General features: G+C 38.7%; 17 protein-coding genes, 2 tRNA genes, 1 pseudogene and 1 other annotated feature. Of the genes and pseudogenes, 3 read left to right on the forward strand and 17 right to left on the reverse strand.

Going from position 1 to position 21,433, the window contains the following annotated elements:
- Window positions 1-59 precede the first annotated feature (59 nt).
- The 8 genes and pseudogenes from radC to P7D84_RS12385 all read right to left on the reverse strand — a co-directional run bounded on the left by radC (window position 60) and on the right by P7D84_RS12385 (window position 10,823).
- Window positions 60-630, reverse strand: a pseudogene (gene radC, locus P7D84_RS12350) (RadC family protein).
- A gap of 51 nt (window positions 631-681) precedes the next feature.
- Window positions 682-1,341, reverse strand: a complete 660-nt coding sequence (locus P7D84_RS12355) for an HAD family hydrolase (protein ID WP_311806613.1) — start codon at window positions 1,339-1,341, stop codon at window positions 682-684.
- Entirely contained in the window at window positions 1,328-2,656 is a 1,329-nt protein-coding gene (locus P7D84_RS12360; RefSeq protein WP_311806614.1) for a bifunctional folylpolyglutamate synthase/dihydrofolate synthase, read from the reverse strand. The genes P7D84_RS12355 and P7D84_RS12360 overlap by 14 nt, the downstream gene beginning before the upstream one ends.
- A gap of 149 nt (window positions 2,657-2,805) precedes the next feature.
- Window positions 2,806-5,445, reverse strand: a complete 2,640-nt coding sequence (locus tag P7D84_RS12365) for a valine--tRNA ligase (protein WP_311806615.1) — start codon at window positions 5,443-5,445, stop codon at window positions 2,806-2,808.
- A 79-nt stretch (window positions 5,446-5,524) separates the two neighbouring features.
- Window positions 5,525-5,737: a binding site (T-box leader), on the reverse strand.
- A gap of 33 nt (window positions 5,738-5,770) precedes the next feature.
- Entirely contained in the window at window positions 5,771-6,406 is a 636-nt protein-coding gene (locus tag P7D84_RS12370; RefSeq protein ID WP_137604053.1) for a redox-sensing transcriptional repressor Rex, read from the reverse strand.
- Window positions 6,407-6,547: 141 nt separating this feature from the next.
- Window positions 6,548-7,756 (reverse strand): tRNA uracil 4-sulfurtransferase ThiI, encoded by a 1,209-nt coding sequence (thiI, locus tag P7D84_RS12375; RefSeq protein WP_137604054.1) that lies wholly within the window; start codon window positions 7,754-7,756, stop codon window positions 6,548-6,550.
- A 30-nt stretch (window positions 7,757-7,786) separates the two neighbouring features.
- Window positions 7,787-8,929 carry a cysteine desulfurase family protein gene (locus P7D84_RS12380; protein ID WP_137604055.1) on the reverse strand — a complete coding sequence of 381 codons (1,143 nt, stop codon included), beginning with the start codon at window positions 8,927-8,929 and terminating at the stop codon, window positions 7,787-7,789.
- A 172-nt stretch (window positions 8,930-9,101) separates the two neighbouring features.
- Window positions 9,102-10,823 (reverse strand): septation ring formation regulator EzrA, encoded by a 1,722-nt coding sequence (locus tag P7D84_RS12385; RefSeq protein ID WP_137604056.1) that lies wholly within the window; start codon window positions 10,821-10,823, stop codon window positions 9,102-9,104.
- Between the two features lie 314 nt (window positions 10,824-11,137).
- Between P7D84_RS12385 and P7D84_RS12390 the strand changes: the two genes are divergently transcribed.
- Window positions 11,138-12,490 (forward strand): aspartate kinase, encoded by a 1,353-nt coding sequence (locus P7D84_RS12390; protein WP_311806617.1) that lies wholly within the window; start codon window positions 11,138-11,140, stop codon window positions 12,488-12,490.
- A 23-nt stretch (window positions 12,491-12,513) separates the two neighbouring features.
- Here the strand turns inward: P7D84_RS12390 and P7D84_RS12395 are convergent, their stop codons facing one another.
- From P7D84_RS12395 to P7D84_RS12405, 3 genes are read right to left on the reverse strand one after another with little or no spacing between them, the layout of a single operon-like run.
- Window positions 12,514-13,029: a pyrophosphohydrolase domain-containing protein gene (locus P7D84_RS12395; protein WP_311806618.1), complete on the reverse strand. Its 516-nt coding sequence runs from the start codon at window positions 13,027-13,029 to the stop codon at window positions 12,514-12,516.
- Window positions 13,030-13,044: 15 nt separating this feature from the next.
- Window positions 13,045-13,881: a Cof-type HAD-IIB family hydrolase gene (locus tag P7D84_RS12400; protein WP_311806619.1), complete on the reverse strand. Its 837-nt coding sequence runs from the start codon at window positions 13,879-13,881 to the stop codon at window positions 13,045-13,047.
- 13 nt (window positions 13,882-13,894) lie between these two features.
- Window positions 13,895-14,725: a DUF72 domain-containing protein gene (locus tag P7D84_RS12405; protein WP_311806621.1), complete on the reverse strand. Its 831-nt coding sequence runs from the start codon at window positions 14,723-14,725 to the stop codon at window positions 13,895-13,897.
- Between the two features lie 89 nt (window positions 14,726-14,814).
- Between P7D84_RS12405 and P7D84_RS12410 the strand changes: the two genes are divergently transcribed.
- Window positions 14,815-15,789 carry an asparaginase gene (locus tag P7D84_RS12410; protein ID WP_137604061.1) on the forward strand — a complete coding sequence of 325 codons (975 nt, stop codon included), beginning with the start codon at window positions 14,815-14,817 and terminating at the stop codon, window positions 15,787-15,789.
- 30 nt (window positions 15,790-15,819) lie between these two features.
- Here P7D84_RS12410 and P7D84_RS12415 read toward each other — a convergent pair whose 3' ends face one another.
- The 6 genes from P7D84_RS12415 to P7D84_RS12440 form a co-directional block, all read right to left on the reverse strand.
- A complete protein-coding gene (locus P7D84_RS12415) occupies window positions 15,820-16,557 on the reverse strand; it encodes an acyl-[acyl-carrier-protein] thioesterase (protein WP_311806623.1) in 738 nt (245 codons plus the stop codon).
- Window positions 16,558-17,391 (reverse strand): fructosamine kinase family protein, encoded by an 834-nt coding sequence (locus P7D84_RS12420; protein WP_311806625.1) that lies wholly within the window; start codon window positions 17,389-17,391, stop codon window positions 16,558-16,560.
- A 12-nt stretch (window positions 17,392-17,403) separates the two neighbouring features.
- Window positions 17,404-18,189, reverse strand: coding sequence for a tyrosine-protein phosphatase (locus P7D84_RS12425; RefSeq protein WP_311806627.1), 786 nt, complete (start codon window positions 18,187-18,189; stop codon window positions 17,404-17,406).
- A 101-nt stretch (window positions 18,190-18,290) separates the two neighbouring features.
- Entirely contained in the window at window positions 18,291-19,619 is a 1,329-nt protein-coding gene (locus P7D84_RS12430) for a C1 family peptidase (RefSeq protein WP_311806629.1), read from the reverse strand.
- 56 nt (window positions 19,620-19,675) lie between these two features.
- Window positions 19,676-20,647: an acyltransferase family protein gene (locus P7D84_RS12435; protein WP_311806631.1), complete on the reverse strand. Its 972-nt coding sequence runs from the start codon at window positions 20,645-20,647 to the stop codon at window positions 19,676-19,678.
- Window positions 20,648-21,015: 368 nt separating this feature from the next.
- Window positions 21,016-21,089: transfer RNA gene (locus P7D84_RS12440), tRNA-Asn, on the reverse strand.
- 215 nt (window positions 21,090-21,304) lie between these two features.
- On the opposite strand from P7D84_RS12440, the gene P7D84_RS12445 reads away from it, so the two are divergent.
- Window positions 21,305-21,377: transfer RNA gene (locus P7D84_RS12445), tRNA-Thr, on the forward strand.
- Window positions 21,378-21,433: the final 56 nt, after the last annotated feature.

Consider the following 21,433-nt stretch of genomic DNA (forward strand, 5'->3'; position numbering starts at 1 on the left):
AATAGTTAAAGCACTGTAATTAAAAAATCCTAAACTTCGAGTACTTAGAGTACTCTAGTTTAGGATACTATGTTTAAGGGATTTCCTGATGGGTGATTGTGTCCTAATACTACACGAGCCGCACTATTGCGTACGGCTTCTCGAAATATCTCTCGCGGATGAGCAATCGATTGATTTAACGAGCCAATGAAGATCGTCTTTTGAAAAATGATTTCGTTTTTTGTATTTAAGAAAAAGGCGACTAAATGTTCTTGGCGATGATCTTTTAATTCTGATATTAAAAACTGTCCTAGTGTAACACTCGATTGAACTTTTCCCAACTTTGGTTGCAAAGCACGATAAATACGATAACCAAATTCCATCATCGCCTTTAACTCAATTGCTCTGGTCTCTCCGATTCCTTTAAATTGTTGCAGCTCCTGTAAAGTACTGTATTTCAAGTCATAAAGTGTCGGATATTCTCGCAAAAATACTGCCAGCCAATGCCATAACATTTTGTTGTCGTGAACCATTACGCAAAATGATTGCCAACAGTTCTTGATCAGACAAATGTTTCTCCCCTTCCCGCAATAAGCGTTCTCGTGGCCACGAGCTCTCCGGCAATTCTTGCAACAATAAATTTTTTTCCATAGAAAAACTCCCTTGCCAACTTTTTTAAAAAGTACGCAAAGGAGTTCTTTTTTATCTTTCTAAAAAACCGATAACATCATGCAAAGATGTTAAAACAGCAGCTGTCTTTGTTTCTAATTCAGCTGTTGGCGGTAAAATATCTGGAATCATCACTACCGGTACCCCGGCTCCTTCTGCAGCTAAGATTCCATTTTTCGAATCTTCTAACACCAAGCCCTCATCACCGGCAATGCCCAACTGTTTTGCGGCAAGAACAAAAATCTCTGGATCTGGTTTGGCAAATTTTACGTCTTCTGCTGAAACGATCGCAGAAAATTTATTCCGAATACCTGCATGTTCCAATAAAATCTCAATAACTGGTCGAACATTACTTGAAGCTAAAACTCGTGGAATCTTTTTTTCTTCAAGATATGCTAAAAGCTCATAGACTCCCGGTTTCAAATCAACTTTTCCTGTTTTAAAACGATCATGAGCCATCCCCCAACTCTCATCGATAAATTGTTGGACTGTTTCTTTGCCATGATCTGCATACATTTTATGCAGCTCTGCCCAGACTTCTTCATCTGAAACACCAATGAATTGCTTGTAAATCTCTTTGGTAAAAGGAAGACGATATTTGTCTGCCACTACTTGGTTTGCTTCATAATAGATCGATTCTGTATCAAACAGCAGTCCGTCCATATCAAAAATAATTCCTTTAACGTTCTTCATTCGTACCTCCTAAGTTTAATAATAATTGACGCACTTCAGAAACGAAGTACAGTGATCCTGTAATTAACAGTAAATCGTCTGCTTGCATATTTTCTAGTAATTCACCTAAGCCAAATTGCCAAAGTGAAACAACTTCAAAACGGCTGTCTAATTTATCAAAACGACTAAGATCCAATGCTTTAGGATATTCAAAAGTTGTTAAATAGATTTTTACCCGGGGGATAGTTGAAAGTAACGTTAGCATCTGATCCACATCTTTTGTCTCTAATGCAGAAAAAAGAATCTTTATATTGTAGCCCGAAAACTCACGTTTGATATTTTCAACTAAGCGTTCGATCGCATGACCATTATGCGCGCCATCCATCACAATCAATGGTTCGTTGCTGATTTTTTCCATCCGTGCAGGCCACTGAGCTTTGGCCAATCCTTTTTGAATTGTTTTTTCTTCAAAAGGCAGACCGATTTGTTCACAGTATAGATGAAATAGCTCGATTGCAACTCCGGCATTTTCTACCTGATGACGACCCAGTAAAGGCACCTTTAGTGAAGACAATTTTCCCCTTCGATCAGTAAAATTAAATAATTCTCCCCAAGTTGGATCAGGCCGCAAATAATCTACCTGATATTCTTCACCATAACGATAGATTTTTGCCGTTTCAGCCGCTGCTTTTTCAATGATCTCAATCAAAGGACCTTTAGTGATATTCCCGGTCACGACGGGGATATTTCGTTTGATGATTCCTGCTTTTTGATAGGCAATCTCATTTAATGTATCTCCTAAAATATCCATATGATCATACCCAATCGTCGTAATCGCAGTCAAGATTGGTTGAACTACATTGGTCGAGTCTAATAATCCGCCCAATCCAACTTCAATGATTGCCACATCGACTTTTTCAGCCGCAAAATAATCAAGCATCATCGCTGTTAAGATCTCAAATTCGGTAATGCCATTGATTGCCGGATCTTGATCCAGTTCAGCAACAATCGGTTGGAATTTTTTTACGTAATGAATCAGTTCAACATCTGTAATTGATTTTCCATCAATGGCGATCCGTTCATTGAATTCTTCGATATACGGGGAAGTAAAACTTCCAACCGTTACTCCTGCTTCTAATAAAATACTTCGCAAATAGGCGACTGTAGAGCCTTTCCCATTTGTTCCGGCGATATGAATCGCAGGGACTTTTTTTTCAGGGTTATCTAATTTAGTTAATAAGGCTTGGATGCGAGCTAAACCTGGACGAGATCCAAATTTTTTTCGACTATGAATCCAAGCAATCGCTTCTTCTATCGTCAAATCTATTCGCCTCATTTACAACAATTTTTTATAGGTCTTTTACATAATTCTAGTATAGCAAAGATCAGCAAAGAAAGATTGCTAAGTACAGGGGAATTTCGTAGAATTTATGGATAAAAATAGGTGTGGCCAAGTATGACCACACCTATTCATCTCTTCAATTTTTAAGAAATCGTGCGCAAGCTTGTGATTCGTTCTTTTACTGCTGCTTGTTTTTCTAAATAATCTTTCTCTTTTGCACGTTCTTCTGCTACGACTTTTTCAGGAGCATTGGCTACGAAGCGTTCATTGGCAAGTTTCCCTTGAACACGTTTTACTTCCCCACTCCATTTTGCTAATTCTTTTTCTAATCGTTCGATTTCTTCTTCGATATTAATCAAACCAGCTAATGGTAAGTAAATCTCCGCACCAGTCAGCACTGCTGACATCGCTAAATCAGGCGCTGTAATCTCACTATCAATCACCAATTCTTCTGGGTTACAGAAGCGTTCGATGTAGCTAGTATTTTCAATCAAGAATTCCGATACTTTTGGATCACTTGTTTTAATCAATAACGTAATTGGTTTTGAAAGCGGTGTATTTACTTCAGCGCGAATATTACGAACTGAACGAATCAAGTCTTTTAAGACTTCCATGCCTTTTGCAGCTGTTTCATCATTATTTTCTTCATGAACAACTGGGTAGTCTGCTACTACTAATGATTCACCTGTATGTGGAATCTTCGCCCAGATTTCTTCAGTTACAAACGGCATGGTTGGATGCAGCAGACGTAGTGTTTGATCCAATACATAAACTAAAATACTCTTCGTTGTTTGTTTAGCCGTTTCATCTTCACCATAGAGAATTTCTTTACTCATTTCGATGTACCAGTCACAGAAATCATCCCACATGAAATTGTATAATTGACGACCCGCTTCCCCAAATTCAAATTGATCAAATAAGTTGGTCACTTTTTCGATGATCTCATTCAAACGTGTTAAAATCCAACGATCTGCTACAGTTTTTTCACCAGAAAAATCGATGTCTTCCACTGTAAACCCTTCGACATTCATAATTACAAAACGTGAAGCGTTCCAAATTTTATTGATGAAGTTCCAAGCGGCATCCATTTTTTCATAACTGAAACGAACATCTTGACCAGGGGCAGAACCGGTTGATAAGAACCAACGTAAAGCATCGGCACCGTATTTTTCAATGACATCCATTGGATCGATTCCATTGCCTAAAGATTTACTCATCTTGCGTCCTTGTTCATCACGAATCAATCCATGAATCAAAACATTTTTGAAAGGACGTTCATCAGTAAACTCAAGACTTTGGAAAATCATTCGACTCACCCAGAAGAAAATAATATCATAACCTGTTACAAGGGTACTCGTTGGGAAATAGCGTTTATAATCTTCACTTGTTTCATCTGGCCAACCCATTGTAGAAAACGGCCATAAGGCAGAACTGAACCAAGTATCCAATACGTCAGGATCTTGTTCCCACTTTTCACTATCAGCAGGCGCCTCCATCCCCACATACATTTCTCCTGTTTCTTTATGATACCAAGCCGGGATGCGATGTCCCCACCATAATTGACGAGAGATGACCCAGTCATGAACATTTTCCATCCAAGTCATAAACGTGTTATTAAATCGTGGTGGGAAAAACTCGACTGCATTATCAGTACTTTGATTATTCACCGCTTGTTCAGCAAGTGGGCCCATCTTAACAAACCATTGTGTTGATAAGCGCGGCTCTACTACGACACCGCTTCTTTCTGAGTGTCCGACACTGTGGACCATCTTTTCGACTTTGATCAACCGGCCGATAGCTTTTAAGTCGGCAACGATGGCTTTTCGTGCTTCAAAACGATCCATTCCGGCATATTTGCCAGCCAGTTCGTTCATGCTTCCGTCAGCATCCATTACATTAACCCGTGGCAAATTGTGTCGATTACCAACTTCAAAATCATTTGGATCATGTGCAGGTGTGATTTTCACTGCACCTGTCCCAAATTCACGATCAACATAACTATCTGCAATGATTGGGATTTCTTTATCAACTAAAGGTAAGATTGCCATTTTACCAATCAACTCTTGGTAGCGTTCATCGTCTGGGTGAACAGCAATAGCTGTATCCCCCAACATCGTCTCTGGACGTGTCGTGGCAATTTCTAAAACGCCGCTGCCATCTGCCAATGGATAAGTTACATGGTAAAAAGCACCTTCGACATCTTTATGGATGACTTCGATGTCAGACAATGCTGTTTTAGCTTGAGGATCCCAGTTAATGATGTATTCGCCTCGATAAATCAATCCTTTTTCGTATAACGCAACGAAGACTTTCCGTACGGCTTCTGATAGTCCTTCATCTAACGTAAATCGTTCACGGCTATAGTCTAAAGATAGACCCAATTTTGCCCACTGTTCACGAATGTGTCCGGCATATTCACCTTTCCATTCCCAAACTTTGTCAATAAATTTTTCCCGGCCAAGATCATAACGAGAGATTCCTTGTTCTCTTAATTTTTCTTCTACTTTTGCTTGTGTTGCAATTCCGGCATGATCCATTCCTGGTAACCATAACGTATCAAAGCCTTGCATTCGTTTTTGGCGAATAATCATATCTTGCAAAGTAGTATCCCATGCATGTCCCAAGTGTAATTTCCCTGTTACATTTGGCGGTGGGATAACTATAGAATAAGGTTTAGCTTGCTTGTCTTCTGATGGTTTGAATAAATCTTGAGCTAACCATTTTTGATAACGACCCGCTTCAACTTCTTGCGGATTAAACTTTGTTGGTAAATTTTCAGTCATATCAGTTCCTCCTAAATTTGATTGTTGAATCAGCTAATGAAAGACGTTAACACGAAAAAAGTCCTAGAACACAAATGTGTTCTAGGACGTAAATTACGCGGTACCACCTAAATTGCAGAAAAATCCTGCCGCTCATTCATGGTATAACGGTCATGTGCCGTGCATTCTTACTTCTTTCAGAACACAAAACTCCCAAGCTACCTTCCACGAAACAAAGTAAGAATGTCCCAGCCCAGCATTCTCTCTCTTAAAACTTTATTATTCATGTACTACTCTTGATCCTCGTTTGACTCATTCTACAATGAAGTCAGAAACTTGTAAAGTCTTACTGACCATCAAAATAGATTAATGTCTGTAATTCCGAGGTTAGATCAATATAATGCACGTGTACGTTATCAGGGACTTTCAATGGATCAGGTGCAAAATTTAAAATAGCTGTGATTCCATTAGCGACTACTTGATCAATAGCTGTCTGGGCATTTTGACTCGGGACCGTAGAGATTACAACAGTGATTTTTTCCTTTGCTAAAATTGCTGTCATATCCTCGATTGAGTAAACATGATAGCCACAAATTTCTTTGCCGATCTTTTCAGGATCATTGTCAAAGGCACAGACGATGTTTAAATTTTCATTGCGGCGGAAATTATTATTCAACAGCGCCTGTCCTAGATTTCCACATCCAATCAATGCAATACGTTTTTCTTCTTTTGTTTCTAATACATCACTGAACACTTTGATCAAGTCACTCACATCGTACCCATATCCGCTACGACCCAATTCGCCAAAATGGGAAAAGTCTCGCCGAATTGTTGCTGATCCAACTTGAGTCATTTTACTTAACTCAGAAGATTTGATACGGGTGATACCATTTTTTTCCAGTCCTTTCAAACAACGTAAATATAAAGACAGTCTTTTAGTCGTTGCTTTTGATACCCGTGGTTTTTGAAGAATTCGCTCCATGATCATCCTCCTCGTTCTATTATAGATTAATTTTTCAGCATTTGTTAATTATTTCACATATATAATTCTAACATGGAAAAACCTCAATAACAATCCTCTACAAAAAAGAGCAGGGACATTATGTCCTCTGCTCAAATCACCTTATAAAAAATCGGCAAATTCATTAGATTTCTCTGCTTGTTCAGGTAGGATTTTTTCAATTTTTAATCCCGCTAAACAACGTTCCATCAAACCATCGATATCAAATCGTTCTTCTAATTCTAAAACTTTTTCCAAATTTGGCCGTGTCTTAGGCTGTGGCGGTGCAAAAATCGTACAGCAATCTTCAAAGGGCTGAATCGCCAATTCAAAAGTATCGATCTTTTCTGCCAATTCAATGATTTCATTTTTATCCATCGTTACCACTGGTCGAATAATCGGGGTAGTCGTCACTTCATTGATGGCGACCATGCTGTGAAGTGTTTGTGAAGCTACTTGTCCCAATGACTCCCCATTTATGATGACTAATCCATGGCGCATTTCACGGATTGCATCTGTCAAACGCAGCATCATCCGGCGCGTCAAAGTCATCCAATAGCCTTGCGGACTGCGTTTTTTGATTTCTTCTTGAATTTCCGTAAAGGGAACTTCAATAAATTGAATTCCACCGACATAAGGCGTCAATTTTTCTGTAAGATCTTTGGCTTTTTGCAGAGCCTGTTCGCTAGTATACGGTGGGCTGGCAAAATGAACCGCTTCGATCTCTACACCGCGCTTCATTGCTAAATACCCCGCCACTGGCGAATCAATCCCGCCAGAAAGCATCAACATCCCGCGACCACTTGTACCGACTGGTAATCCACCGGCTCCTTTAATGGTCTCATAAGAAAGATACGCATCATCGCGCCGGATCTCTACACGCAGGTTGATATCTGGACGTTTCATCTGTGCCTTGATCTCTGGAAAACTATCGATTACTGCATCGCCCAAAAATTGTTGCAAGCCATGACTGTCTAATTCAAAACTATGATCACTACGTTTAGCAGTGATTTTAAATGTCTCTTTGCCTGTGTAGATTTCTTCCATGATTTGTTGCGTCATTTGTTTTAAAGCAGTCAGATTTTTTTCTACACGAATACTTGGTGAGAAATTTTGAATTCCAAAGACTTTTTCTAATTTCGGTAAAACTAATCGGCTGTCTTCTCCGTTTAATAATATATGCATCCGATCGCGATCAGCATGAATTTTCAAGTTTGGAAACTCAGCCAATGCACCTCGCACATTTTGCGCCAACTGCATGATAAAACTACGACGATTTTTCCCTTTCGTCGATAATTCTCCATAGCGCACCATGATTTCAGTATATTGCACGTTCATTCTCCTCTTTTGCCTTTATCGATACTAATTGATTTTTGAAAATTTATCGTAAAGATGATGAATTATCACCATAAATTGTTCAGCTTCTGCCATTGTATTGGCTTCATCTAAACTTACTCGCACGGCAGTTGTGGCTAGCTCATTAGGGACACGCATTGCGTGTAAGGTAGAGCTGTTGACTTTTTTACGGCTAGAACAAGCACTTGTAGTAGAAACAAAGATCTGTTTCTCTTCTAAAGCATGAACTAGAACTTCTCCTCGAACTCCTTTGATCCCAAAGGTCAAAATATGCGGAGCAAAATTCTCATCCCCAGAAAAAACGGTCACTTTATCATAACTTAGTAACGCTTCTTTCAAGTATTGACGGATAATTCCCGTATGGTTCGGCCGTTCAGATTTTTTTTCAAGATGGATCCGCAAGGCACGACTCATAGCTACGATTGCTGGTAGATTTTCTGTCGTTGCCCGTTGTCCAAATTCTTGTCCGCCGCCGTTTAACAATGGCGCTAATTTTCTTCCTGTCTTCCAGTAAATAAAACCAACTCCTCGGGGACCATGAAATTTATGAGCAGAAAATGTAGCAAAATCCACTCGCGGAGTCAGCCATTGAGCTTGATCGACTTTACCGATTGCTTGTACTGCATCAACATGAAAATGAATCGTTGGATAGTTTTCTAAAACTTCACTGATTGCTGCAATTGGTTGGATCGCACCAATTTCATTATTGACACCCATGACCGAAACTAAGATTGTTTCTGGGCGGATTAATTCAGCCAATTTATCTACCTCGACAAAGCCTTGTTTATCAACTGGTGCGATACTGACCTCATAGCCAAGTGCTTGTAATTGCTCAGCAGTTCGGCTAACTGCCGGATGTTCAACACTAGAAATGATGATATGATTGCCAAATTCACGTTTAGCAATCGCGGTTCCTTTTATGACCCAATTATCTCCTTCTGTACCGCCGCTTGTAAAAAAGATTTCATTAGTTTGTACATATAACAATTCAGCAATCTGTTTGCGGGCTTGTTGTAATAGCCGATTGGCCTGCGTTCCTAAGTCATGCAGACTAGAGGGATTCCCCATAATACGTTGACTCGTTTTTACATATGTATCAAGTGCTAGCGGATAAATCGCCGTTGTGGCACTGTTATCAAAATAAATCATTTTATGACCTTCCTTCAAAAATTCTTTCCTATTATAGCGGGAATACCATAAGTCTTCAAGTATTCCTTACGATTCCTAACTTGTTCGCAATTATTAGTGACTTTTTTACGTCGTTTTTGATTACTTGATTTAGCAACCTCAACAAGAAAAAAAGCTGAGCGAAATGCTCAGCTTAAACTAAATCCCGGTTATTGAAATAAAAATCTTCGATTCGTTTGAATGCACCAGGTTCAACTCGTTCCAGCGCTGTCCCAATTTCATCTAACGCATCTTGGTAACGATATTCTTTGTTGAACAGCTCTAAACTATTCTCAATCGCCGTTTTAATCTCGGGATGTGTATGACGGTAACGGTTGGCATATTGCATCATTTGTTCTGTCAATGCGGCAGCATCGACTAAATCATACGTTTTTTGATCCAACAATTCGATGTCTTCATCACATAGATTAACTAATTTATTAATATCGCGCATATTGATTCGTATCTTGTTCAACGATTGACTCAATTCTTCCACTCGATCCGTTGCGACAAAGAAAAATTCTAAGTAATCCCCTGGCAAACCAGGTAAACGTTGTTGTTCCACATAGCGTTTCAAATTGCGTAAGCGGAATTCGTATTTCTCAATTTTTTCTGCAGCGGCTTTTTCACCTTTACGCAAATCATGTAAGTCATCATCAATCTCAACTTGTTTGGTTTCAATATCGTCTAAGACTTTAAAGGCATCTTTATAAAATACTTGAACTTCTGAATAAGGTAATTCATGCTTATCAATTTGTGGTTCGATATTGCGGTTGCGACGTTCTAATTCTTCGATTTCTGTTTGGAATCCACGTGCACGACCCAATTCATTGTTGTTTAGTGCATAACTTTGAGAGGTATGGTCCAGCTCGACCATCAACTGATGATTGTTGCGAGCCGCGTGAGCAATGTACTCACCAATCGTTTTGCGGTTTGTTAATACATATTTCTTGGCATCAAATTCTTTTTCTAATACTGTATACAAATCATCAATCAGTTCAGCAGTTTCTTTATTCGCTGTTTCTACTGTACCTAATTCGATTTTTTCTAAATCTTCTAAGGAACGCTCTACATGTTTTTTCACTTTGTCCAAACGTTCTTCAAAATCATCTTCTGGTAAAACGAAATCATCAGCCAGCATTTTTTCATAGGTCTTTTCTAATTCTTCAATCTGACCTGGGAATGTCTTTTCTAGATCCTCATAGATTACGGGAACTTTTTGCATCATCTCTTGAACTTCATACGTGTGTTTTTCAGCGTCATCTAACACTTCACGAGCTTCGATCGGATCCCCAGAAGTATTCAATGTTACAAATTGAGTGAATTCAATTTCAACATTTTTAACTTGTTTTTGAATCTCCGGTAAAGCTGGACCAAAATTGTCTTTCTTTTCCTTCAGGTCTTTTTTTAGTTCTTCAAAAACATCTAACGCTTGTTGGACCGCTAATGAATTACGCTCTTCTGTCTCACGTAATTCTTTCAGACCCACGCGGATTCCTTCAACTTCTTCTTCCATCTCACTCATTGTACGTTCAGCACTTTCAATCGCTGATTTGCCTTTCATAAAACGGAATGTCTCATTTTGACTTTCCACTTCAAAAATTTGGCTTTCAAGTTCGGCAAAAGACTTTGTTGATACGTCTGTCCATTTTTGATTCCATTCACGGAAAGTATTCTGACTTTGACCAACGAGGTGCATTTTTTTCACCTCATCAACTTCTTCCACGACAGGAAGATCGAATAACGCTTCTTTCCTTTTATCAAGTTCTTCTAAGCGTTCTTGATTTTTTTTCTTCATCAGATAACCAATCAAGTATAAAACGGCAGCCAAAACGACTAAGCCGATAACGATCCCTATGATTACATTACTTCCCATGTATGATTTTCCTTTCAACTATCAAGATTCAGTTTATTTACTGGTCCTTTTTCCCTATTTTTAGGCGAAAACATCTAACGTAGATTATAACATAAAAGACTTTGCTCTTCACTAGCTAGTTTCGAATTCACTCGAAATGATTATCGCACACTCACGATTCATACTAGCATTTTTTAGTGACTGCTTCAATTGTTATAAATTTAAGAATAGTGTAATTTTATTAAATTTTCTGTTCTTGAAAGCTCTTTGCCCCCTTGAAATTAAGAAGATTTTCAGATAATATTAAAGCCACATTAAAATAAGAGGTGATTAAAGTGAAAGTGACCAAATTTGGCGGGAGCTCTGTAGCTTCAGCTGAACAACTAAAAAAAGTCTTGGCGATTGTTACTGGCGACTCTAGCCGTCGTTTCGTCGTCGTTTCTGCTCCAGGAAAGAGAAACAATAAAGACAAGAAAGTCACCGACTTATTGATTCAATTTTATAACGCTGTTGTATATAAACAAGAAACTGATGAAGTAGTCCGTGAGATTGTCACTCGCTATACTGAAATAGCAGCAGAATTTCATGTTGCAAAACAACTAGAAAAAGTTTTCTACACTGAATTACAACAACTGCAAGAAAACTACGATGCAGCTGATCCATATGCATTGGACCGTTTTTTAGCAACGGGGGAAAACTTAAATGCTCAGCTAGTAGCAGCATGTTCTCAACAAAATGGTGTAAACACACGCTACATCAACCCAAAAGAACTGGGGATTATTGTTTCTGATGAACCACAAAATGCTCGAATTTTGGAGCAATCCTATGAGAAAATTTACCAATGGCGCAATTCAGACGAGATTTTAATTATTCCAGGATTTTTCGGCTACACGGTTGACGGACAGTTATGTACGTTTTCTCGTGGAGGATCAGATATTACTGGTTCGATCGTCGCTGCTGGTTTAAAAGCGGAACTATATGAAAACTTTACTGATGTCGACGGTATTTTTTCAGCTAGTCCCAAATACATTCATGATCCTGAGTTGATTGAATATGCAACGTATCGTGAGATTCGCGAACTGACTTATGCTGGTTTTACTGTTTTCCATGATGAAGCTTTAATGCCTGCTTTTAAAGCTCATATCCCAGTAATCATCAAAAATACCAACAACCCAGAGTGTCAAGGAACCTTGATCAAAAAAAATTTCGAAGATGAGAATCGAAATGAAGTCGTCGGTGTAGCTAGTGATGATGGCTTTTGTGGCATCACTATTGGAAAATATTTATTAAACCGCGAAGTCGGGATCGTTCGGCGCATCTTACAGATCCTTGAATCCTTTCATATCGGGTTTGAACATATGCCCTCTGGAATCGATGACATTTCGATTATTTTACGTGAACGCCATTTGACACGGGAAATCGAAACTGAATTAATGAAACAAATCGAAGAAAAGATCCAACCTGACCAATTATCCATTGAACATGGTCTTTCAGTTGTTGCTCTGGTTGGTGAAGGAATGCGTGAACGACCTGGTATCACAGCCGATAGTACTGCCGCTTTGGCACGTAAAAATGTCAATTTGCGGATGATCTCTCAAGGAGCGGATGAACGCAGCATCATCTTTGCTATCCGCAGTGAACAAGAACGATTAGCTGTGCGTTCTTTGTATTATACTTTCTTTGATTAATTTAGACAGACAAAAAGGAAAAGCTAAAATGAATCAGCTTTTCCTTTTTGTCTGTCTAATTCTTTTTTAATCAATGGCTCAGGGGCATAATTTTTTTGCCAGTCTTCAGGTTTTAAGACCTTATTTGTAACAGGATGGTAGCGCGGCTTGCCATCTGGGAATAACTTTCCTAAATTTGCCCGATGAACGATTTCAAAAATTGGTTGCGGATCTACGCCAATCAAAGCAAATGACCCATAAGTAAAATAGAGCAAGTCTGTTAGTGCATCCACTTCGGCAATCAGCGGATCTTCTACCACTTCTGCTTTTGCTAACACTTTTTTCTGAGCTTGATCAATACTTACGTGTAATTTTCCAACTAACTCATGAAATGTTTGTTCATCGCCTTGAGCTGCGCCGTACAGAAACTCAACGATTTCTTCTGCTTTAAAACCAGCGCGGAAACTTCCTCGTTCTATGGAAAATGCTGTTGGTTTTTCAGGTGGTTCCGGCGCAAAAATCTTATGAAACTCACGCGCCATTTGATAAGGTTCAGTCATTACTATTCAACTCCATTAGATGATTTCAAAATGTTTTAACGCTTGATAAATTCCATCTTTTTCATTTGATTCTGTAACGTAATCGGCCTGGGCCTTGACTTCAGATAGACCATTGCCCATCGCCACACCGATTCCGACTTTTTTGATCATCTCGATATCATTATAATGATCCCCAAAAGCCATAACCTCTTCTAGTTTAATCCCCTTAGCCTTTGTAAATTCTAAAATCCCGTGATATTTCGAACCATTTTTAGGCACAATGTCTACAGAATAGGGATTCGAACGCTGAAAAGTACATTCTGGTAATTTTTTTTGCAATTTTTCTGATTCTGTTGCCGCACTGAACAACACGCATTGATAGATTGGTCCTTGTAAAATAGCCAACTTCTTATAGCGTTCTGTTTTACGATTTGGACTAAACGACTGTAAAAGATGCCGCGTAGTTCTTACTGGAAACCAGTTGGGCATCCAAGCAGCAATCTGTTTTACTAATGTGTTTTGCGACCATTTCATCAAATTGCTTCCTTCCATTTGGTGTCTACTGCCAAAAATGATTTGGCGGTGCTCTTTATCCGCAAAAGTAACAATCTGCTGTAAAACATCCTCAGAAAAAGGATTTTGATAAATGTCTTCCTCTTTTGTATAAACAAGTTGGCCATTATACGTAACAAAAATATCTAAAGGCAAATGACCGATCCGCTCTTCGATTTTGACCGGCCCTCGTCCTGTTGCAACACCGCATAAGATTCCTTTCTCTTGTGCTAAGCGAATCGCTTTAGAAGTACTATCCAGTACTTTGGAATCTTTTGTCGTTAGTGTTCCATCTATATCAAAAAAAATAGCTTTTATCATGGCACTCCCTCGTTTAAAATAAATCGATTTGACTTGGATTTAATCCTTCATACTCCAATCGTAGGATTTTTTTCAATTGTAGCGCATTATCGGCAGCGTCTCCACCAGAATTATTATTAAAAATGACGCCAACTTCTGCTGAGTCTGCTGAAACTTGCTGGATCTGCTCGCCTAGTATTTCTAATTCCGCTTGATTGTACCGATACAAAGTACGTTTTTTGCGCCAATCGCCAGTTCGATCGTTCCAATAGGCTTGATTTCTGCCATGGAAACGAAAAAGACTAAATTTTTTATTCGTTATCGTAATATCTAATGGAACTGTGTCTGGCAATTGAGGCTCATCTACCATCACTAAACTAAAATCCAAGCTTCGCATAAATTGCTGTGTTTTTTTTATGAATTCTTTGGCATACCAACTATAATCACGCAACTCGATTGCTACCGGTAAATCTTTGAATAATTCTCGCAGTGTTTCTAAATACGCCACGTTTTCCTTTGTACACTTAAATTGAGCTGGAAATTGGGCTAAAAAACAAAATAGTTTGCCACTTTCAATCATCGGCTGCATCGTCTCTAAAAAGTGTGCCTGCATTGCTGCAACTGAAGGATAGCTGTCTTGCCATTTGCTTTGGCCGGTAAAGCCGGCATATAGCTTCACGACAAACCGAAAATCTGCTGGGACTTTGGACAACCAATTTTCAACAGAACTTTTATTGGCGATGCCATAATAATTCGTATCCAATTCTACTAACGGCAAATAGCCGGCATATTCATATAAAGAAGAGCTTTTTTTTCCAGTCAAACTACTGTGTTCATTAAAAGAAGTTAATCCAATTCGAATCATAGTGTCCTAGCCTCCCTTTGTTTCATAGTATACAATAAACGTAGCAAAAACTTAGCAACAATGCGCTAATAATGAATGGAGTAATGAAGATGAAACGGATTTTGATTTTACATACCGGCGGAACGATTTCAATGAGTCAAGACGCCGATGGTGCTGTACGTCCAGATGATAAAAATCCTTTACTAGCAGCTGGCCAAGAATTGCGTCTGCCTGCTGATATCGAATTGATCGTGGAAGATTTCTCAAATCTTCCCTCTCCTCATATCACTGTTGAGACAATGTTTCAACTAAAAGAACGGATTAAGGCGGCTAAACAAACCGGCATTGACAGTGTCGTTATCACTCATGGGACGGATACCTTAGAAGAAACTGCCTATTTTCTGGAGATTACGATTGGAAATCTGATTCCAATTATTTTGACCGGTGCCATGCGGTCGATTAATGAACTTGGCAGTGACGGCCTTTACAACTTTGAATGTGCGATTCGAGTGGCTGCTTCTGAAAACGCCGTTGATAAAGGAGTACTGGTTGTTATGAATGATGAAATCCACAGTGCTCGTTATGTCACAAAAACACATACGACCAATGTCGCAACATTCAGAACACCAACTTTAGGACCAATCGGATTAGTCACCAAATCAAAGATTCTTTTCAAACAAGAATTACCTAAAACAACACGATACGATGTGGACACTTTTGATGCAATGATTCCGATCATCAAAGCCTTTGCTGGAATGGAAGGCGATTTTTTCAAAATATTGGACCAAGCCATTACAGTTGATGGACTTGTGATTGAGGCTTTAGGTGCTGGTAATTTACCGCCACAAACGTTGGCTCCAGTCTATCACTTACTAGAAAAAGGCTTGCCGATCGTTTTAGTCTCTCGCTGTTTCAACGGCATCGCAGAACCTGTCTATGATTATCATGGTGGTGGAGTTGAATTGGCACAACATGGTGTGATTTTTTGCAGCGGGATCAATAGTCAAAAAGCACGCTTAAAATTATTGATCGCCTTGAACGCTCATTTATCCAAAGAGGAACTAAAACGGTTCATGGAAGAATAAAACGGCACAAAAAAGAAGTTGAATGTTGATTCAACTTCTTTTTTTCCATAAAATATTGGCTTCGCAAGCGAGCTGATCGCCTAATCGAATCTCATGACGGGTTTTTACGTCTGTTCCTTCAATAATCTCATAAAAACTTTCGATATCATTGCCGTACAATACCTCTTTATCAAATTTGACATTTACATAAGTCGGCATGTGCTTTGTCATAAAGTCATACCCTAACACATCGATCAACCAGTTGAAATACATCGCATTGTTGACGTGATGGTTACTATCAAGATCATAATAGCGGACATGATATAATTCCTTTTGTCCACTTTCAACTTTTTCGATTTTAGGCCAGCGGCGGATTTTTTTTACTTTAGGTGATTCATAAGGAGCCATTAATGCGGCGTCAACACTGCTCATCTTGCGATTTTCAATGTCCATCAATACAAAAGACATATCGATTTTTAATAGCTCATTTCCAGCTGTATCGTATACCCAATAACTGCGGTAACAAAAATAGCGGTTAAACTCGGTTGGTTCTGTGACAATCGTAATTTTCTCACCAACTTGAGGCAACCGAGAAATCTGCACTTCTGTTTGGGTGATCACCCAAGTAATCCCCAATTTATTAATATATTCGGTTCCTCGTTCTAATTCATCACTTTGATCAGTTGACGATTTGATTGCCACGCTCAATAGCGCTGGAAATGTCATCGTTTGATTGATGTCGCATTCATAATAGGCGACCTCGTGGTTGATAGTGTATCTTTTTCCCAATTATTTTCCCCCTAAAGCTAAGACACGATCTACAGAATCTCCATAACTCTCGCCGAAAATGTTTAAGTGAACGAGTAGATAATAAAGCTGATAGATTGTCAGTCGATCTTGCCAACCAGACTGCATCGGCAGAATTTCTTGATAGCTTTCGAGAAATTCTTGACGAAATCCGCCAAAAAGCTGCGACATAGCAATATCTACTTCTCGATGACCATAAGAAACCGCGGGGTCTACAAAAACTGGCTGTCCCTGTGTATCAAAAAAAGTATTGCCGCTCCAAAAATCTCCATGCAATAAAGTTGGTTCAAAAGACATTGTACCCCATTTTTGATACACACGGTCTTTAAATAACGAATATTCTCTTTCTCTTTCGATCGTCCAACGATTTCGTCCTTTAGCGATCTTGATTTGAACCTCTAGTCGATTGGTAAAATAAAATTCCCACCAATCATCAGATTTCTGATTGACCTGCGGCAGCAGGCCCATAAAATTATTTCTTTTATACCCAAACTTGAGCGCATTGATTTTGTGGAGCTTGCTGAGTTCATGCGCTAGGTCTTTTTGATCTCCTTCGCCTGGTTCAATCCATTCCATCAGAAGAAACGCAGTATCCTTAAAACTCCCATGTTGATATGTTTTAGGTACACGTACTGCATTTTTTAGTTCCGCTAATCCGTCAACTTCTGCTTGAAAAAAATCTGCTGACATTTGTGGATGATACTTTAGAAAATAATCTTTTTCCCCGTCAGTGACCCGATAAGCTTGATTGATGTCTCCACCACTGATAGGTACGGCTTTTGCTTGCAAGTGTAAATAGTTTAGCAATTCCTCCATCTCGTCAACTCCTTACAATAAATAAATTTTTTGTAGGTCTTTGATTTCTTGCGCTGATACCCCGATACCTTCATGAATGAACTGTTCCACAGTGCCATAATGTTCGTTAATTTGTTGAAGGCTGGTTTGTAAGTACAACTCCTTGGCTACCATCATTGCATCGATGCCGATCAATGCTTCTGAAGAGCTCCCAGCACGTTTTGCTTTTTGATACATTTCCTGTACAACTTTTTTTAAATAACGATTAGTGGCCAAATAATCTTCCATGACTACTTTGTCATCTACACCTAGACAAGTCAATAATAAAACGGCTGCAAAACCGGTGCGATCCTTTCCAGCTGTACAGTGAAACAGCAAGCTTCGATCAGCCTCTTCATTATCTAATACAAGATCAAAAAATTTCCGGTACTGACCGCGCACATGCTGGTCGGTGACAAAATGCTGATAGACTGTCACCATCTGCTGCAAAACATTTTCACCCTCCTGCATTCTTTGGATCATTTTTTTCGGTGCAGCTGAAGCAGTATCTGTTTCCTCCGGAGGAAAGATCGGTAAAAAGATATTTTCTGTTGCTGCTATTTCTTGATCCGGTTTAGCAGCTCGTTCTTCAAGTGTACGAAAATCTACTACTTTTTTGACACCATAAGCACTTAAATATGTTTTATCTTGTGTATCTAGCTGATGAATTCCCGCTGAGCGGATTAATTTGCGCTGAGCGATTTTTCTACCATCTTGAGTCTGATAACCGCCTAACTCCCGAATATTTTCAGCATGACGCACTGCCAAAAGTCTGGACATCCAATCGACCTCCTTTTGGTAAAAAGTATAGCACAGTAAAAAAGAAAACGCTTTTTCTAACAAAAAAATCCTGAAACAAGATACTTGTTTCAGGATTGATTTTAAGCCAATGCTCCCATTGGGTCCCACGGTGCTAATACTATCGGTTCCGCTTCAAAAGCAGCTAGTTGTTCTGGCGTTAAAAATTCTTTACGGACCACGATTTGATAAGTGTATTCATCCATCCATTCATCATTCATCACAAAGAAACCCTTCTCACCAACTTTTTCACCCCAGCTGTTTTCAACTTTCCATTTCTTAGCCGCTCCATCGATTAGATCCACACCAGTCAAAACCATCGCATGGGTCATCAGACTTTCGCCATAATCCAAACGTTCAGCTTTTGTCATCGTTAGATCAACATCAAACAGATCATCCACATCGTAGGCATTTAAAGCCATGATTCCGCTATCACGTGTCGAAGATTGACCAACATCACAGCCAAACCACACAGATTCGCCTTGTTCCAATTGTTTGACTGCCAACGCTTTGAATTCCGGCATCTCAAGATTCAAATATTTTACTTGTTTGCCGCCAACCACGTTTCCTAACATCTCAACAGTGTACGATCGCATGAAGGGTTTGTCCTCAGTTGGTGCATTGATAATGCTGACGTAATCTTCTAAGTCCACCCCGATATATTTTTCATAAAAATTTTGTGGTGTTAATTTTTGTTCCAAATGATATTTTTTTTCTTCATCTCGGTATTCAAAATCAAAATGATCCGGTGGTGTGCCTAAGGTGATCGCTAAGAGCGTATAGACTTCTTGTAACATTGCTTCTCGATTTGCTTGAATCTCTTCAGACGTTGCTTTTTCTGCGACCATTTGTCGTAGTAAAACAGCATGTTTGCGTAATAATTTGTTTAAGTAATTGTTTAAATCACGAGAATTTGAACTATTGCTGCTTTCAGGCATCACACTTTTTGGGACGACGCCATATTTCTGAAAGAGCGAGACGATCATATCCCATTGTCCGCCATCTTGTTGAGGTGTTTGCAATAAGAAAGCCACTTCACGGCTGGATACCGGTTGTTGTGCTGTCTGTAAGACATTTTGATAAAAATAATTTGCTTTTTCATATTTATCCCAAAAGAAAGTATAATTTTGCGAAAGCTCAAAATCCTTTAATTGGAATGTCGTCAGTAATTTGTGGCGGAAAGTATTCAATGCAGCAAACATCCAGCAACGACCAGATTGTTTTTGATTTGCTACTTTTCCTGTTGCAAGATCAATGGAAAAAACTGGAGTATTTTCAACATGTGCCTGAACATTTTCTGCAGAAGCACGAATCCCATTTTTCACGACACCTCGCTGCAATGCGACTTGTTTCGTATTTTTTTCAAAAGCTTCCCGGAAAGCCTGCGTTCGCTCATTAGTAATTTTTGACATAAAAAACGCCTCCTTGACGCTCATTTTACGCTTAAAACATCAAAGAGACAATCTGTTTACAAACTAGGTTGGAGTACTCGTTTTCCTTTTTGAATCCAGCGACTGACTCGTTTACTTGATAGTATCGCTGTCAACAACATACTGCCCATAAATAATAAGAACAGCTCAAAGGTACTGATTTCTACTCTAATATCCAGCACCCTTAATCCTTTGACGACAAAACCATGTAGCAAATAAACCGTTAATGTATTTCTTCCCCAATTTGAAAAGAAGTATCGTTTTCTTGGAACTAACAGCATAAAAGCGATGATTCCAACCATACCTGCTCCCAGAAAAATCAAACGCTGCGGCCCGCCTAGTAATGGATGATTCAAATATTCATCGTATGATTTTGAGCCAAACACCCAATACTTATTGATCAGATCATTTCCCTGAATAAATAGAAACAATCCAGTAAACAGCAACAACGCGATCCATTTTTTAGGATAAGCTTTCAATTTTTCAATCCATTTTTTAGGAATCATATAACCGATCATAAAATAAGGGAAAAAAGTCACCGTGCGCTGAATTGCTAAGAAATGATCAAAAATTGGGAAATAGCCGACTAATAATGCCATGATCACACTGCCGATCATAAGTTGTTTTACGGAAAGATAGGCAGTTAAATGTAACAATACATTCCAGCAGAACAAACTTAATAGAAACCATAATGACCATTGGGGAACCCCGATATCCAAACTAAATGAATCTTGCAACCCGATTAAGGTGTAGTAGCCAGAATAAAGAATTTGAAAAAAGATATATGGGAGCAATAATTTTTTTACTAAGCTCATAATCGGTTTAGGTCCGCTTTTAGCAAAATAGCCCGAGATCAAAATAAATGCCGGCATATGGAAAGTAAAAATAAAATAGTACAAATCATTGTATAAAGGATCATTGTCTATGAATGGTTGAAGAAAATGGCCAAATACGACCAAGATCATCAAAAAAAGTTTGGCGTTGTCAAAATAGGCATCGCGTTTTTGCATGCTATCCCTCCTCGTTTTTAGTATAACGAGGTTTTTTTTTGAGTTCAAAAAGATTGCTCTATTTTTGACAAAAGATCATTTTTTTATCAATATTTCGTCAAATACAAAACTATTATTCACAAAAAAATCACATATAAAGATAAATAATCAACTAACTTTTGTATTTTCATGTATACAAAATAGATAGTCCTCTTACTTAAATCAACTAATTTTATGATTTTTTGTCCGTTAAGACTTATGAAGTAGAACACAGCCAGATACTTTTGATTTTTAACTGAACGTTTGCTATCAATACAAAAAAACGGGAACAAAAATCATTTTCTGATTTTTGTTCCCGTTTTATTATTCGCAGACTATTCGTTTAAAAACTCCGGCAGTAGGACTCGAACCTACGACATCATGATTAACAGTCATGCGCTACTACCAACTGAGCTATGCCGGAAGAATACATTCATATAATATCAATTTTTTTTAGATCATGCAATCAAAAATTATCAAAATAAACTGAAAAAATATCTCTGTCGATTGATTGATCGTAACTTGAATTTTAAGGCTCCCAGCGTCCATTCAAATCTATTACACTTGGATTTTTTTATCCTCAAACAGTTGACAAATACTTGCTACTTCGCTATTCTATATCTTGTGTTAAATAACTATGCCGCTTTAGCTCAGCTGGTAGAGCGCAGCCATGGTAAGGCTGAGGTCGACGGTTCAAGCCCGTCAAGTGGCTCTTTAGAACGTTGAAAAATCAACGTTCTTTTTTTGTGTTCTCCTTTTGTTTTTACC

It is taken from the genome of Enterococcus dongliensis, from assembly GCF_031927985.1.
Taxonomy (GTDB): Bacteria; Bacillota; Bacilli; order Lactobacillales; family Enterococcaceae; genus Enterococcus_A; species Enterococcus_A dongliensis.